We start from the raw sequence: 15,186 nt of genomic DNA, 5'->3' as shown, positions 1-15,186 counted from the left end.
CGGGTAGGAAGGGTCATTCGTCGTCGGCACTGTGCTGGGCGCTGTCGGCGAAGTTCAGCCCGTGCTTGCGCAGTTTGTCGTGCAAGGTCTTGCGCGGTACGCCGAGGGCTTCGGCGAGGCTGCGCAGAGAACTGTGGGGGCGGGCGAGTTCGGCGGCGATCAGGCTTTTTTCGAACTGTTCGACCTGTTCGCTCAAGCCGCCCGGCGTGGATGTCAGCACGCTGCCGGTGGGGTTGTCCGCCGAGCTGTCCAGGGCCAGCTCCAGGCCCAGTGCAAAGCGCTCGGCGGCATTCTGCAGTTCCCGCACATTACCCGGCCAGCTGTGGCGCAACAGCAATGCGCGCTGGCCCGGTTGCAGTTCGTGTAGCGGCAGGCCGTGGCGACTGCTGGCTTCGTCGGCAAAGTGTTGGAACAACATCAGCGCATCCTCGCCCCGTTCGCGCAATGGCGGGATGCGTAGCGGCGCCACGTTGAGACGGTAATACAGGTCGGCGCGGAAGCGGCCCTGGTCGGCGGCCTGGCGCAGGTCTTCCTTGGTCGCGGCGATGATGCGGATGTCCAGTGGGATCAACTGGTTGCCGCCCAGGCGCTCGACCACGCGCTCCTGCAACAGCCGCAGGAGCTTGACCTGCACGTCCAGGCTCATGCTTTCGATTTCATCCAGAAACAACGTACCGCCATTGGCAAACTCGAACTTACCGATGCGGCGCTTCTGCGCACCGGTAAATGCGCCGGGTTCATGGCCGAACAGTTCGCTTTCGACCACCGACTCGGCCAGCGCCCCTGCGTTGATCGCCACGAACGGCCCGCTGCGTCGGCTCGACAGATCGTGCAACGCGCGCGCCACCACTTCTTTACCGGCGCCGGTTTCGCCGAGGATCAGCACGTCGGCCTTGGTCGCCGCCAGGGCGCCGATCTGCTCGCGCAGGCGCAGCATCTGCGGCGAATGCCCCACCAGGCGCGTGCTTAGTTGCTGGCGGTCACTAAGGGCCAGGCGCAGGCTGCGGTTGTCGAGCACCAATCGACGCAGAGCCAGGGCGCGGCGCACGCTATCGAGCAAAGCGTCGCTGGCGAAAGGCTTTTCGAGAAAGTCATAGGCCCCGGCGCGCATGGCTTGCACAGCCAGCGGTACATCACCGTGGCCGGTGATCAGCAACACCGGTAGATCCGGGTCCTGGCCGTGCAGCTCGGTCAGCAGTTCCAGGCCGTCCATGCCGGGCATGCGGATATCGCTGACCACCACACCCGGCCAGTCCCGCGACAGCTGCGCGGTGAGGCCGGTGGCTTCGGCCAAAGGCAGGACCTTCAGCCCGGCCAGGTCCAGGGTCTGGCACAGGGCCTGACGCAAGTGCGGGTCGTCGTCGATCAGCACCACCTGAATCTGGTTATCGATACTCATACACTGCGGTCCTCGGACGGTTGCAGACTGACGCCCGGCGAACCGGCACGCAATTTCAAAGTTAACAGCGCGCCGCCTTCCTTGTGGTTGGCAAACAGCAGTTCGCCGCCAAAGGCGCGCATCAGGGTTTCACAGATGGCCAGGCCGAGCCCAAGGCCTTGTGTGCGCGTCTTGGTGGTATAGAACGGCTCACTGGCGCGGCCCAGGGCTTCCATGCAAAAGCCCGGGCCGTTGTCGCGAATGTACAGGTTGACGCCGTGCTCGGTGGTTTCGGCACTCAGCCAGAGTTTGCGCGGCGGACCTTTTTCGGTCAGCGCGTCCAGGGCGTTGGCCAGCAGGTTGCCCAGCACCTGGCGCAGGCGGGTTTCGCCGGCCTGCACCCATAGCGTGGCTTCCGGCAGATCGCGGATCAATTCCACTTCCATCGACCGGCGGCGCTTGGCCAGCAGCGCCAGGGCGTCATCGAGCGCCGGTTGCAGCGCCACGCTCTCGGGGGCGTGGCGGTCACGGCGGGCAAAGGCGCGCAGGTGGGCGATGATCGAGGCCATGCGTCCGGTCAATTCGCTGATCAGCTTGAGGTTGCCGCGCGCGTCGTCGGTGCGCTGGTGATCGAGCAGGATTTCGGCGTTTTCGGCGTAGCTGCGGATCGCAGCCAAGGGCTGATTGAGTTCGTGGCTGATGCTCGCCGACATGGTCCCCAGCGCCGACAGCTTACCGGCTTGTACCAGGTCATCCTGGGCGCGTACCAGTTCCTGCTGGGCGTGTTCGCGCTCCAGCACCTCTTGTTTCAAGCGTCGGTTAAGGCCTTCCAAGTCGCTGGTCCTTTCAGCCACACGCATTTCCAGTTCGCGGCGAGCTTTGGCTTCAAAGGCGATGCGCTCCAGATAGTGGCGGCGGCGCTGCATCAACAGACCGAGCAACAGCATCAACACCAGCAGCGCCGCGCCGCCCACGGCCACCACGGTGCGCACCGGGCGGCTGATCAAGGATTTCGGCGCGAGGATTTCCACGTTCCAGCCGGTTTCGGCGATGGCCGTGGACTGGCGCAACCAGGCGGTGCTGCTCAGGTTCAGCGGCTGTGGATCGCGGGTCGGGTAGGGCTGGATTGCGATGATGGCCTGGCGCTCTTCGGGGGTGAGCGGGCGCGTGGCGCGGAATCGCCATTGCGGGCGTGACGTCAGGATCACCACGCCGTTGTGGTCGGTGACCAGCAGTTGTTCCGGGGTGTTACCCCACAGGCTTTCGGTGTGATCCAGGTCGACCTTGACCACCAGCACGCCGATGACTTTTTCACCGTCGCGCACCGCCGCGGCGAAGAAGTACCCGCGCTTGGCGGAGGTGGTGCCCAGGCCGAAGAATCGACCCAAGCGCCCGGCCATGGCTTCACTGAAGTAGGGGCGGAATGAAAAGTTACGTCCGACGAAGCTGTCCTGTTTATCCCAGTTCGACGCGGCGAGGGTCTTACCGGTGGTATCCATCAGATACATCACTTCCACGCCGGCCTGGGCCGCCACGTCTTTGAGCAGCAGGTTAGCGTTGGCCAGGTGGGTACTGACCTCGGGCGCCGCCAGCGCGGTGCGCAGGGCGGGCAGATCGCCGAGGATCTGCGGCAGTACTTCGTAGCGGTGCAGGGTACCCAACAGGTTGGCGACGTACAGGTCGAGGGTCTGGCGGTTTTGTCCGGCCAGCTCACTGCGATAGTAGCGCTCGGCCAGGTGTTCCAGCGGCCACAGCAGCGGGGCCAGGCACAACGCCAGCAATGCGAGGCTGCGCCAGCGGGGTCTTCGCGGAAGGGGTGGAGTCATGGGAGTCGTGCGCCTGGGGGTACAGGCGCATTATGCCTAGTGCGGCTGTGCAAGACACTCGCGCAGTGCGTCCAGCCAATGCGGTTGGGCGACATGCCACTGTTGCTGCAAGAGGCTGCAGTCCAGGCGCGAGTTCAGCGGGCGTTTGGCGGGTGTCGGATAAGCACTGGAAGGGATAGGCTCCAACTCCGAGCAGGCTTTGCCGGTGGTTCGCAGGTGCTCGCCGATTGCTTCTGCAAAGCCGAACCACGACGTTTCGCCTTGGGCCGTCAGGTGATACACCCCCCACGCGCCGGCGGCCCCAGCCTGCCAATGTTCGATCAGGGCGCGAGTGCTGTCGGCGATGGTGCCGGCCCAGGTCGGCGCACCGATCTGGTCGGCGACGATACGCATCTGCGGCTTTTCCTGCAGCAGGCGCTGCATGGTCAGCAGGAAGTTCTTGCCGTGGTTGGAATACACCCAACTGGTGCGCAGAATCAGATGCTCGCCTCCCACTGCCGCAATCGCCTGCTCGCCGGCGAGCTTGCTTTGGCCATACACCCCCAACGGGTTCGGCGTATCGGTCTCGGTGTACGGCGCCGGTTTGCTGCCGTCGAACACGTAGTCGGTGGAGTAGTGGATCAGCGGCGCGCCCAGGGCCTTGGCCTCCTCAGCCAGAATGCCGGGGGCGATGGCATTGATGGCGAAGGCCACCTCTGGCTCGCTTTCGGCCTGATCGACCGCCGTGTGGGCGGCGGCGTTGATGATCAGGTCGGGGCGGTGGGCACGGACCTGCTGGCGGATCTGGTCGACGTTGGTCAGGTCCAGTTGCTCGCGACCCAGCACGATCAGTTCACCGAGCGGGGGCAGACGCTGTTGCAGAGCCTGGGAGACTTGGCCGTGTTGGCCGGTGATGAGGATTTTTAGGGCGCTGTTCATGGAAACACTTCGGCCTCATTAAACCGCACGCCGTTCTGGTCCTTGGTGGACAGAGTTGGCGGACTGCTCAACTGCCAATCGATGTTGAGCTCGCTGTCGTCCCAGCGAATGCAGCGCTCGGCCTGCGGGGTATAGTAGTCCGTGGTTTTGTAGAGGAACTCCGCGTAGTCGCTGAGAACTACAAAGCCATGAGCGAATCCCGGGGGGATCCACAACTGGCGGTTATTATCGGCTGACAGGCGCACGCTGACCCACTTACCAAAATTCGGCGAGCTGCGGCGGATATCTACTGCCACGTCCAATACTTCGCCTGCCGTCACACGCACCAACTTACCTTGGGCATGTTCGATCTGATAATGCAGGCCTCGCAACACGCCTTTTTGCGAACGGGAATGGTTGTCCTGCACGAATTGCAGTTGCAATCCTGTAGCCTGGGCGAAATCCCGGGCATTGAAACTCTCATAAAAGAAGCCGCGTTCATCGCCAAACACCTTTGGTTCGATGATCAAGACACCGGGCAGCTCAGTGGCGGTTACATTCATTTAGAGTCCTTGGCGAGTGTGAACAAATACTGACCATAACCGGTTTTGCCAAAATACTTGGCTCGCTCAAGCAGATAATCTCGGTCGATCCAGCCGTTCTCATAGGCAATTTCTTCAAGACAAGCGACTTTCAGACCTTGGCGATGTTCAATGGTCTGCACGTAGGTCGAGGCCTCCAGCAAGCTATCGTGGGTGCCGGTGTCGAGCCAGGCAAAGCCACGCCCAAAGCGCTCCACATGCAGATCGCCACGCTGCAGGTACGCGTTGTTGACGTCAGTGATCTCCAGTTCACCGCGAGGCGAAGGCTTGACCGCTTTGGCGATCTTGATCACATCGTTGTCGTAGAAATACAGGCCGGTCACGGCATAGCTGGATTTCGGTTTGGCGGGTTTTTCTTCGATTGAAAGCGCCCGGCCCTCGTTGTCGAAGTCGATTACACCGAAGCGCTCCGGGTCTTTGACCCAATAGCCGAATACAGTCGCGCCGGACGGGCGATTGGCGGCTGTGCGCAATTGATCGCCGAAGTGCTGGCCATGGAAAATGTTGTCGCCCAGGATCAAGCAGACCGGGTCGTCACCGATAAACTCTTCGCCGATGATAAACGCCTGCGCCAGGCCATCCGGCGAAGGTTGTTCGGCGTAACTGAACCGCACGCCGAACTGGCTGCCGTCGCCAAGCAGGTTGCGGTATTGCGGCAAGTCCAGCGGGGTGGAAATCACCAGGATGTCCTTGATCCCCGCCAGCATCAGCACTGAGATCGGATAGTAGATCATCGGCTTGTCGTACACCGGTAACAGCTGTTTGGACACACCCAGGGTAATGGGGTGCAAGCGCGTGCCGGAGCCACCGGCCAATACGATTCCCTTCATCATGCAATCAGATCCTTCATGTCGGTGTTGCCCAATCGTTCGCCCTGATAACTGCCGTCCTGGACCCTGCGGCACCATTCCAGGTTATCGAGGTACCACTGCACGGTTTTGCGCAGACCGGTTTCGAAGGTTTCTTCCGGAACCCAGCCCAGTTCGCGTTCGATCTTGCTGGCGTCGATCGCGTAGCGTTGGTCGTGACCTGGCCGATCCTTGACGAAAGTGATCAGGTCGGTGAATTGCGCGACGCCTGCGGGCCGTTGCGGCGCCAGTTCTTCCAGCAGGGAGCAGATACCGCGCACCACGTCGATGTTCTTTTGTTCGTTATGGCCACCGATGTTGTAGGTCTCGCCGACCACACCTTCGGTGACCACTTTCAATAGAGCGCGGGCGTGGTCTTCGACGAACAGCCAGTCCCGCACCTGCAGACCATCGCCGTAGACCGGTAATGGCTTGCCCGCGAGGGCGTTGAGGATCACCAGCGGAATCAGCTTTTCGGGGAAATGGAACGGGCCGTAGTTGTTCGAACAGTTGGTCAGCAGCACAGGCAGGCCGTAGGTACGGTGCCAGGCGCGCACCAAGTGGTCGGATGCGGCCTTGCTGGCGGAGTAGGGCGAGCTGGGAGCGTAGGGCGTGGTTTCGGTGAACAGATCGTCCACGCCGTGCAGGTCGCCATACACTTCATCGGTAGAAATGTGATGAAAGCGGAAAGCGCTCTTGGCCGGCTCGGTCAGCGTATGCCAGTAGGCGCGGGCGGCTTCGAGCAGGCTGTAGGTGCCGACGATATTGGTCTGGATAAAATCCGACGGACCGTCAATCGAACGGTCGACATGGGACTCGGCGGCCAGGTGCATGATCGCATGGGGCTCGAAGCGTGCCAGTACGGCGCTGACGGTGGCCTGGTCGATGATATCGGCCTGGACAAACTCATAGCGGCTGTTGGAGGCGATGCTGGTCAGCGACTCCAGGTTGCCAGCGTAGGTGAGTTTGTCGAGGTTGAGCACTTCGTGATCAGTATTTTGAATCAGATGACGAATCAAGGCTGAGCCAATAAAACCGGCTCCGCCGGTGATGAGAATACGCATGTCAGGGGCCTTTTCCTTAGACGGACATAGAGCAAATGGGGCATAGCTTGGGTTGTGATGCTTGGCAGTGCAAGTGCGACACGCGTGGGGGTTGCTTAACCCCCCAAAACAATGGCGATATACACGCCTAAAAATCAGAGGCTCTGACCATGCTGCTCGCCACGTTGATCCATCGCGCCAGTCTACCTTGCCCGCAAGTAGGCCTCGATCAGGCCACTCAACTCTTGGCGCAGCACTATGGCCTTGTTGGCACTTTGCAATCGCTGGGCAGCCAGCAAGACCTCAATTACAGAGTCGACACCCCCCAGGGACAGTTTGTTCTGAAAATCTGCCGGGGTGACTACGCGGCGTTGGAGCTGCAGGCTCAGCACGCGGCGCTGGGTCACCTGCAGGCGCACGCCGAGGTGCGTGTGCCCAAGGTCATCAAGACCCTGGCTGGCGATGAGTTGCTCACCCTGACGATCGGTGGGCAAACCCTGCATTTGCGGCTGCTGGACTATCTCGACGGCCAGCCGTTGACCCACATGCCGCACTTGGGCCGCGAGGTGATAGCCGGGTTCGGTGACCTGTGCGGCCGCATGAGCCTGGCGCTCGCGCCGTTCGAGCATGGGGGCCTTGAGCGCACGCTGCAGTGGGACCCGCGCCATGCTCAGGAACTGATCACCCACCTGCTGGCCAGCCTGGAACGCCTCCCGCACCGTGATGCGTTGGAGCGCGTGGCCGCGCAGGTTCAAGCCCGGATTCGCCCCTTGGCCGAGCGCCTGCCGTGGCAAGCCGTTCACATGGACATCACCGACGACAACGTGCTGTGGCAGCGCGATGCCCAGCGTCATTGGCACATCAAGGGGGTGATCGACTTCGGCGATCTGGTTCACACCTGGCGCATCGCTGATCTGTCGGTGACTTGCGCGGCCCTGCTGCACCATGCCGAAGGCGACCCCTTTGCGATTTTGCCGGCGATCCAGGCCTGCCATGCCGTGACCCCTTTGCAACGCGAAGAGTTACAGGCGCTGTGGCCGCTGATCGTTGCGCGGGCTGCGGTGCTGGTGCTGAGCAGTGAGCAGCAGCAACGCCTGGACCCGCATAACAGCTACCTGCTGAAAAATGCCGAGCATGAGTGGGAAATCTTCCATGTGGCGACTTCGGTACCGTTCGAACTGATGGAAGCGGCGATTTTGAGCAGCGTTGGCGAAACGCCGACGCCCATCGCCAGCCAGGATTTTGCCCCACTGTTACCGGAGCTGGTCGGTCGCGAATTTGCGTTGATCGACCTCGGGGTGCTCAGCCCGCATTTCGAGGCTGGCAATTGGGAGACACCCGGTGTCGATCGCAGGCTGCTGGACGAAGCGGCAGCAGTTCACGGGTTGGCGGCCAGCCGCTACGGGCAATATCGGCTGTCGCGCACCGTCCCTGACAGTGCCGCCGAGCCGGAGACGTTTCCTCTGCACGTCGAGCTGCATGTGCCCCACGGCACGGTGCTGGAAGCGCCTTTCGCCGGTACATTGCACCAGGACGCCGATGGCGTTGTGAGCCTGCAGGGCGTCGAGTCGAGCGTTCGCTTGATGGGGGTCAAACCCTCCCTCAAACCGGGTGCGCTGCTGGTCAAAGGGCAAGTGTTTGGCGAGGTTCAAGCGCCGCTGACCGTACAACTGTGCCGCGCCGATCTCGAACCGCCGCTGTTTTGCACGCCTTCGCGCGCATCGGCCTGGCAAATCCTATGCCCTTCGCCTGCTGCTGTGCTGGGGCTGGCTTGCGACGCCGAGCCTGAACTGGACGCTCACGCCCTGCTGGCTCGCCGCGACGCCAGTTTTGCGCGCTCGCAAAAGCACTATTACACCGATCCGCCGCGTATCGAGCGGGGCTGGCGCAACCACCTGATCGACATGCAGGGGCGTTCCTACCTGGACATGCTCAACAACGTGGCGGTGCTCGGCCATGGGCATCCGCGCATGGCTGCGGTGGCGGCGCGGCAATGGTCGCTGCTCAACACCAACTCACGCTTTCACTACGCCGCCGTCACGGAGTTTTCCGAACGCCTGTTGGCCTTGGCGCCGGCGGGCATGGACCGTGTGTTTCTAGTCAACAGCGGCACCGAAGCCAACGACCTGGCCATTCGCCTGGCCTGGGCCTACAGCGGCGGGCGCGACATGCTCAGCGTACTGGAGGCGTACCACGGCTGGTCGGTGGCGGCGGACGCGGTGTCCACGTCGATTGCCGATAACCCCCAGGCCTTGAGCAGTCGTCCGGACTGGGTGCATCCAGTGACGGCGCCCAACACCTATCGCGGTGAGTTCCGCGGGCAGGACAGTGCCCCAGACTATGTACGCAGTGTGGAACACAACCTGGCGAAAATCGCTGCCAGCAAACGCCAACTGGCAGGTTTTATCTGCGAACCGGTATATGGCAACGCCGGTGGCATCTCCCTGCCGCCGGGCTATCTGCAACAGGTGTATGGCCTGGTGCGCGCTCAGGGCGGCGTGTGTATCGCCGATGAAGTGCAAGTCGGTTATGGGCGCATGGGGCGTTTCTTCTGGGGCTTCGAGGAGCAGGGCGTGGTGCCCGACATCATCACCATGGCCAAAGGCATGGGCAACGGCCAGCCACTGGGGGCCGTGATCACTCGCCGCGAAATCGCCGAAGCGTTGGAGGCTGAAGGCTACTTCTTCTCGTCTTCTGGCGGCAGCCCGGTCAGTTGCCGGATCGGCATGGCAGTGCTGGATGTGATGGAAGAAGAAAAGCTTTGGGAAAACGCCCAAGTAGTCGGTGGACATTTCAAAGCTCGCCTGGAAGCCCTGATCGAGCTTCACCCGCTGGTCGGCGCGGTGCATGGGTCCGGTTTCTACCTTGGCCTGGAACTGGTTCTCGACCGGCACACCCTGGAGCCTGCTACCGAGGAAACCAAAATACTGTGCGACCGCTTACGGGAGTTGGGCATTTTTATGCAGCCTACCGGCGATTATCTGAACATTCTGAAGATCAAACCACCGATGGTCACTTCCCGCAGCAGCGTGGATTTCTTCGTCGACATGCTGTCGAAGGTGCTCGATGAACAGTTATAAATAGTCGACTCTTATCGATAATTAGGCGGGATGCTTCAGGCTGAAGCCTCTTAACTGCTTTTAAAGCCGATTTTTATCCGTTATAAAGTCGGCCATCACCCCTTCGGAGCACCGAACGCCATGACCACTTTGCACAGCACTCCCCGCGCCGATGGCTTCCATATGCCCGCCGAATGGGCGCCACAGACCCAGACCTGGATGATCTGGCCTGAGCGCCCGGACAACTGGCGCCTGGGTGGCAAGCCGGCGCAGGCGGCCCATGTGGCCGTGGCCAAGGCTATTGCGCGGTTCGAGCCGGTGACGGTGTGTGTGTCCGCCGGCCAATATGAAAACGCGCGGGCGCGTTTGGATGTGCCGAATATTCGCGTGGTGGAAATGTCCAGCGATGACGCTTGGGTGCGGGACACCGGCCCGACGTTCGTGATCAACAACAGCGGCGAAGTGCGCGGCGTCAATTGGGATTTCAACGCTTGGGGCGGTTTCGACGGCGGCCTCTACGCGCCGTGGAACCGTGACACACAGGTGGGCGGCAAAATCCTTGAGATCGAGCGCGCCCCCCGTTACCGCACCGAAGGTTTTGTGCTGGAGGGTGGTTCGATCCACGTTGATGGCGAAGGCACCCTGATCACCACCGAAGAATGCCTGCTCAACCGCAATCGTAACCCGCACCTCGACCGCGCCGAGATCGAAGCGGTGCTGAGCGCCAATCTGGCGGTGGATAAAATCATCTGGTTGCCGGACGGCCTGTTCAACGATGAAACCGATGGCCATGTGGATAACTTCTGCTGCTACGTGCGCCCGGGCGAAGTGTTGCTGGCCTGGACCGATGACCCGCAAGACCCGAACTACGCGCGCTGCCATGCCGCCATGGACGTCCTGCAACGCAGCACCGATGCCCAGGGCCGCTCGTTTACAGTGCACAAAATGCCGATTCCGGGGCCCTTGTTTGCTACCGAAGAAGAATGTGCCGGAGTCGACCCGGTGGATGGCTCCCAGGAACGTAATCCGACCGTGCGGTTGGCGGGTTCCTACGTCAACTTCCTGATCGTCAACGGCGGCATTATCGCGCCGAGCTTCGACGATCCGCTCGACCATGAAGCCAAGCGCATCCTGCAGGACCTGTTCCCGCAGCATGAAGTGGTGATGGTGCCGGGTCGTGAATTGTTACTGGGTGGCGGCAATATTCACTGCCTGACTCAACAGCAGCCTGCGCCGCACAAGAACTGAGTGCGGTTGTAACAGCGCTTCAACGACGACCTGGCGCTACGCGCCTCCAGCGTCCAAGGCAAGCCCGCGGCCCTACTAGCCCGCGGGCTTTTTTGCGCGCGCAGGCCCCTGAACCTGGCGCATTGGCATAGCTCTTGTATCGGTTTTGCCATAGCAGTGGCCCAAGGTGATGACTGCGCAGTTCTGTCATAAACCTTGAGTAAGTTAGCCGCTCACGCAGTCGGAGAGAGCGCTGAAATGAACGTCGAAATCAACCCCATGCGCGCGCGCCCGCTTCATCCTTCACGGGTCGACAGTGACGCCATCCATGCCCTGGCGCTCTGGTTGAAGGAAAACAGCGCGCGGCAGGTCAGGCAACCCGACCTGCGCAGTGTCTTGAGTGAACGCTACCCGCAGGGGTTGTTCAGTGAGGATGAAGTGCACGCGCTGTGCGAGCTGATGCACAGCACGCTCACCCCCATACAGGCTTCCAGTCTCTAGAAGCTATAAGTGCCCGTCACCACCAGGCTGCGCGGATCTCCCGGCTGGATCTGCGCCACGCTGGTGGCCGACGCGTAGTAGGTTTTGTCGGCGATGTTGTTCAGCGCCGCCGTCACATCCCACGTCTTTTGACGAAAGCCGGCCAAGGCGTCCCAGCGGCCATAGCCTGGCAGGACCACGGTGTTGAGGCTGTCGGCATAGCGGTCGCCGACCAGCGTCAGGCCGGTTTCTGCGTACCAGCCCATTTCCGGTTTCCAAGTCAGGAACAGGCTGGCGTTACGTTTGGCCACGTCACTGACGCGCTTGCCTTCAAAGCCGTTGTTGTCCTTCTCCACCTTGGCATCCTGCAGGCCTACACCGCCGCGAACATACCAGTTGCCGCCGATCTTGCCGGTGGCTGTCAACTCCACGCCTCGTGAGCGCTGCAGGCCGCTGAGCAAGGTGATGGAGCGGTCGAGCGGATCGCTGGTACGGCGGTTGTAGAGTTCCAGTTCGTATACGGCCAGGGTGGTGCTCAAGCGATCGTCGAGCCAATCGCTTTTCACGCCGATTTCTTTTTGTTTGGTCAGTTCGGGGCTCAGATCGTTGACGCCGCCGGATGCGTTTGGGGTGATGCCGATCAAACCGCCACCCGCAGGAGAAAAGGTCTTGCTCCACGAGGCGTAGAACGAGTGGTTTTCCAGTGGCGTCCACACCAGGCCAAAACGTGGGCTGGTACTGTGATTCTTCACCGCTTGTTGGGTATTCAGCAGCTTGTTGGTGGTGTCCACCTCGAAACGGTCATAGCGCAAGCCAGCGAGCACTTGCCATTGATCGTTCAGGCGCAGTTGGTCTTGCACATACAACGCACGGCTATCCACTTCGGTGTGGTTATTGCTCGACGCGCTCATGCGCCCGGTGTGGCTCAGGTGGCGATCAGGCTGGTTGAGGTCCAGATCTGGCACGGCCTGGCCCCCACGGTTCACGGCGGTGGCGGTGTACAGCTTCGGATCGCGATGCTGGCTGCCCAGCTCAAGGCCCGTGAGCACGCGGTGTTCCAGGCCGTATGTGCTGAAACCGCCCTCCATTTCCAGGTTATTGAACACATTGCGAGTGGTCAGATCCTGCTGCCAGCGTTGGCGCGTCACGCGGTTGGTCGCAGCGGTGTAGCCGGTCTGGTAGGTGTTGTCGAAATCGCTGTCGAGTTTGAACACGCCCAGGGTGTGGCGCAGTTGCCAATTGTCATTGAGTTCATAGGCGAGTTTGGACCGTAACGACTGGGTTTTATCGTCGATGTAGTCGCGGTTATCAAAGTAGGTAGTGCTGCGGCTTACGTCGGCAGGGCGGCCGTTGACACCGGGAACGCCGCGGTCCGGGGTGCGGTTGTAACGACTGTATTCGTACTGCACCAGCCAGTTGAGGTCCGGGGTCAGTTGCCAACTCATGGACGGCGCAAACAACTGACGACTGCCGCTCACGTCGTCGCGGAAACTGTTGTTGTCCTGGTTGCCCATGTTCAGGCGCAGGCTGATGTTATCGCTGGGGTCGGTGCTCAGGTCGGCGTACACGCTACGCCAATCATTGCTGCCACCCTGGACTTCGAGGGTTGAGGCGCGCCCAGCCGAAGGCAATTTGCTGACGCGGTTGACGATACCGCCCTGGCCACCACGTCCGTAGAGCACTGCCGCCGGTCCTTTAAGCACTTCGATGCGTTCGATGTTGTGCAGGTCGCGCACGTATTGGCTGTCGTCGCGAATGCCGTCCAGGTAGAAATCGTTACTCGCGTCGAAGCCACGGATACGCAAGCTGTCGAAGCGTGTGTCGGCGCCACTGCTGACGTTGGGAATACCGCTGAGCGCTTGGCCGAGGTCATTGGTGCCATAGGCGCGCAGATTTTCCGTCTTTACCGAGTCGATGGCCTGGGGTACGTAACGCACTGGCGTTGCCGTGCGGGTGGCAGTATTGGTGGCTTTGACGCGCGGGTCGTCTTCGTCGGCGTCGGCGCTGATCGATGTGGCGGGTAAAGTGGTGGTGGCGCAGGCGAAACCGGCAGACAACAGTACAGAAAGCCCAAGGGTGATGGGCGTCAGGCGAGGGGCGGGCATGGAGAAATGCATCCAGAATGTTTTGGAAAAACAGCGCGCTAATGGTAATGCCTTGCATTTGCGTGCGTTATCCATTACTAAACGTATCCACCTTGAGATATGTTACTGGATGTGTTTACAGACGATTGGAAAGCGTTTTTTTGTCGTTTTCAGATATGCCAGCGACAGGCTCTTAGAATTATTTCGCCTAAATACAGACGATTCGCGAAATTGACACATAGTTCAACGCGCGACTAGGATTGCGCCCAACGCCTGTGGCTAACCGCCATGACTCTTCCAATAAAAAAAGGCCCGCGGCATGTTCAGTCGTCCGCGGGCTTTCTTTTTTCTGGAAAAAGTCGATATCAGAAAGCGACATGGAGCCTGGTATCACAGCGCGTACTCAACCCGTAATAAGGAATACAAGAATATGTTGAAGCAACGGATGAGTCTGATCGCTCTGGGGATTTTGAGCGCATCGACAGCAATGGCTAATGACCAAGACCAATCCAAGGGTTTTGTCGAAGACAGCCACCTGAATATCGCCGCACGTAACGCTTATATCAGCCGTGACTACAAAAACGGCAAGCAAGACAAAGCCGAGTGGGGCCAGGGTTTCATCGGTAAATTCGAGTCCGGCTTCACCCAGGGCACCGTCGGTGTGGGTGTGGACGTGATCGGTCAGTACGCTATTCGCTTGGACGGCGGTAAAGGCCGCAGCGGCGCTGGCGGCATCGACTTCTTTAAGCAAGGCGATAGCGGCTCGGCCGCAGACGACCTGGCCAAAGGCGGCGCTGCCGTGAAGTTCCGGGTGTCCAACACCGTGCTCAAGTATGGTGATCAGTTCCCTAACGTCCCGGTTCTGGCCTACGACAACTCCCGCCTGTTGTCCGAAACCTATACCGGCACTTCGATCGTTTCCAAAGAGATCGAAGGCCTGCAACTGGACGCCGGTCACTTCACCAAGGAAGCGCGTAAGAGTGCTGAAGGTACCGACAGCGGTAACCTCAAGAGCATCAATTACCTCGGTGGTAGCTATAAATTCACCGAAAGCCTGTCCGCCGCTCTGTACGCGTCCGATATGGAAGACGTGCTGAAAAAGCAATACGTCAACGTCAACTACGTGCTGGCCTTGCCAGAAAAGCAGTCGCTGACCTTTGACTTCAACGGCTACAAAACCAAGCTGGACAAGAGCTTCGCCGAACAGCGCGGCGATGCCGATGCCCGTGATAACAAGATCTGGAGCCTGGGCGCTACCTGGGCTGTCGGCCCACACAGTTTCACCGTGGCCCATCAGCGCAGCACTGGCGATACCGGCTACCTGTATGGCGGCTACCGCGATAACACTCCGGACACCGGCTTCGGTGACGGCGGCAACACCATCCTGCTGGCCAACTCCTACTGGTCCGACTTCAACGGTAAAGATGAGCGCTCCTGGCAGGTCGGTTACGGCCTGGACTTCAGCACCTTCGGCGTGCCTGGCCTGACCTACAACGTGGCCTACGTGCGCGGCACCAACATCGATGACGGCTCCAACCGTGGCGATGGCACCGAGCGTGAAATCTTCAACCAGTTCAAGTACGTCGTTCAGAGCGGCCCGGTCAAAGACCTGAGCCTGCGCGCTCGTGCATCCTGGTTGCGCGTCTCCAACAACGCCAGCAACTACAACGTGGGCGGTAACGAACTGCGTCTGTTCGCTGACTACCCAATCAACGTGTTCTGATTGACCGCACGTTGCGCCT

The 15,186-nt window shown here is 60.8% G+C and carries 11 protein-coding genes; 4 read left to right on the top strand and 7 right to left on the bottom strand.

The features are described from left to right. Window positions 1-13: 13 nt before the first annotated feature. The 6 genes from K1567_RS14640 to rfbB are packed head-to-tail and all read right to left on the bottom strand — an operon-like array spanning window position 14 to window position 6,615. Window positions 14-1,399 (bottom strand): sigma-54 dependent transcriptional regulator, encoded by a 1,386-nt coding sequence (locus K1567_RS14640; RefSeq protein WP_034095377.1) that lies wholly within the window; start codon window positions 1,397-1,399, stop codon window positions 14-16. Further along, window positions 1,396-3,204, bottom strand: coding sequence for an ATP-binding protein (locus K1567_RS14635; protein ID WP_034111337.1), 1,809 nt, complete (start codon window positions 3,202-3,204; stop codon window positions 1,396-1,398). Before K1567_RS14635 ends, K1567_RS14640 begins: the two co-directional genes overlap by 4 nt. A gap of 36 nt (window positions 3,205-3,240) precedes the next feature. Then, the gene (gene rfbD, locus K1567_RS14630; protein WP_220698596.1) at window positions 3,241-4,122 is read right to left on the bottom strand and encodes a dTDP-4-dehydrorhamnose reductase; all 882 of its coding nucleotides are present in this window, start codon (window positions 4,120-4,122) and stop codon (window positions 3,241-3,243) included. Beyond that, the gene (gene rfbC, locus K1567_RS14625; protein ID WP_169868576.1) at window positions 4,119-4,664 is read right to left on the bottom strand and encodes a dTDP-4-dehydrorhamnose 3,5-epimerase; all 546 of its coding nucleotides are present in this window, start codon (window positions 4,662-4,664) and stop codon (window positions 4,119-4,121) included. The genes rfbD and rfbC overlap by 4 nt, the downstream gene beginning before the upstream one ends. Continuing rightward, window positions 4,661-5,536 carry a glucose-1-phosphate thymidylyltransferase RfbA gene (rfbA, locus tag K1567_RS14620; RefSeq protein ID WP_169868575.1) on the bottom strand — a complete coding sequence of 292 codons (876 nt, stop codon included), beginning with the start codon at window positions 5,534-5,536 and terminating at the stop codon, window positions 4,661-4,663. Before rfbA ends, rfbC begins: the two co-directional genes overlap by 4 nt. Continuing rightward, window positions 5,533-6,615: a dTDP-glucose 4,6-dehydratase gene (gene rfbB, locus K1567_RS14615; RefSeq protein ID WP_034095382.1), complete on the bottom strand. Its 1,083-nt coding sequence runs from the start codon at window positions 6,613-6,615 to the stop codon at window positions 5,533-5,535. Before rfbB ends, rfbA begins: the two co-directional genes overlap by 4 nt. A 149-nt stretch (window positions 6,616-6,764) precedes the next feature. Here rfbB and K1567_RS14610 point away from each other — a divergent pair, with 149 nt between their 5' ends. The 3 genes from K1567_RS14610 (at window position 6,765) to K1567_RS14600 (ending at window position 11,381) form a co-directional block, all read left to right on the top strand. Next, window positions 6,765-9,674, top strand: a complete 2,910-nt coding sequence (locus tag K1567_RS14610; protein WP_220698595.1) for an aminotransferase — start codon at window positions 6,765-6,767, stop codon at window positions 9,672-9,674. 120 nt (window positions 9,675-9,794) lie between these two features. Then, window positions 9,795-10,901 (top strand): agmatine deiminase, encoded by a 1,107-nt coding sequence (gene aguA, locus K1567_RS14605; protein WP_034095384.1) that lies wholly within the window; start codon window positions 9,795-9,797, stop codon window positions 10,899-10,901. Window positions 10,902-11,138: 237 nt separating this feature from the next. Next, window positions 11,139-11,381 carry a hypothetical protein gene (locus K1567_RS14600; protein WP_034095385.1) on the top strand — a complete coding sequence of 81 codons (243 nt, stop codon included), beginning with the start codon at window positions 11,139-11,141 and terminating at the stop codon, window positions 11,379-11,381. On the opposite strand, the gene K1567_RS14595 is transcribed toward K1567_RS14600, so the two are convergent. Beyond that, window positions 11,378-13,465, bottom strand: a complete 2,088-nt coding sequence (locus tag K1567_RS14595) for a TonB-dependent siderophore receptor (protein ID WP_034095386.1) — start codon at window positions 13,463-13,465, stop codon at window positions 11,378-11,380. The two genes, K1567_RS14600 and K1567_RS14595, sit on opposite strands and share 4 nt — an antisense overlap. Before the next feature lie 409 nt (window positions 13,466-13,874). On the opposite strand from K1567_RS14595, the gene K1567_RS14590 reads away from it, so the two are divergent. Next, window positions 13,875-15,167, top strand: coding sequence for an OprD family porin (locus K1567_RS14590; protein WP_169903840.1), 1,293 nt, complete (start codon window positions 13,875-13,877; stop codon window positions 15,165-15,167). Window positions 15,168-15,186: the final 19 nt, after the last annotated feature.

This window comes from Pseudomonas sp. S5F11 (assembly GCF_019641515.1).
Classification (GTDB): domain Bacteria; phylum Pseudomonadota; class Gammaproteobacteria; order Pseudomonadales; family Pseudomonadaceae; genus Aquipseudomonas; species Aquipseudomonas rhodesiae.
This window is presented reverse-complemented; position numbering and strand designations above follow the sequence as displayed.

What these genes read in the sequence shown, in the direction of transcription:
- K1567_RS14610 (WP_220698595.1), top strand. Translation starts at nt 6,765, where the DNA reads ATGCTGCTCGCCACGTTGATCCATCGCGCCAGTCTACCTTGCCCGCAA.
- K1567_RS14590 (WP_169903840.1), top strand. Translation starts at nt 13,875, where the DNA reads ATGTTGAAGCAACGGATGAGTCTGATCGCTCTGGGGATTTTGAGCGCA.
- K1567_RS14635 (WP_034111337.1), bottom strand. Translation starts at nt 3,204, where the DNA reads ATGACTCCACCCCTTCCGCGAAGACCCCGCTGGCGCAGCCTCGCATTG.
- K1567_RS14595 (WP_034095386.1), bottom strand. Translation starts at nt 13,465, where the DNA reads ATGCCCGCCCCTCGCCTGACGCCCATCACCCTTGGGCTTTCTGTACTG.
- K1567_RS14640 (WP_034095377.1), bottom strand. Translation starts at nt 1,399, where the DNA reads ATGAGTATCGATAACCAGATTCAGGTGGTGCTGATCGACGACGACCCG.
- rfbD (WP_220698596.1), bottom strand. Translation starts at nt 4,122, where the DNA reads ATGAACAGCGCCCTAAAAATCCTCATCACCGGCCAACACGGCCAAGTC.
- K1567_RS14600 (WP_034095385.1), top strand. Translation starts at nt 11,139, where the DNA reads ATGAACGTCGAAATCAACCCCATGCGCGCGCGCCCGCTTCATCCTTCA.
- aguA (WP_034095384.1), top strand. Translation starts at nt 9,795, where the DNA reads ATGACCACTTTGCACAGCACTCCCCGCGCCGATGGCTTCCATATGCCC.
- rfbA (WP_169868575.1), bottom strand. Translation starts at nt 5,536, where the DNA reads ATGATGAAGGGAATCGTATTGGCCGGTGGCTCCGGCACGCGCTTGCAC.
- rfbC (WP_169868576.1), bottom strand. Translation starts at nt 4,664, where the DNA reads ATGAATGTAACCGCCACTGAGCTGCCCGGTGTCTTGATCATCGAACCA.
- rfbB (WP_034095382.1), bottom strand. Translation starts at nt 6,615, where the DNA reads ATGCGTATTCTCATCACCGGCGGAGCCGGTTTTATTGGCTCAGCCTTG.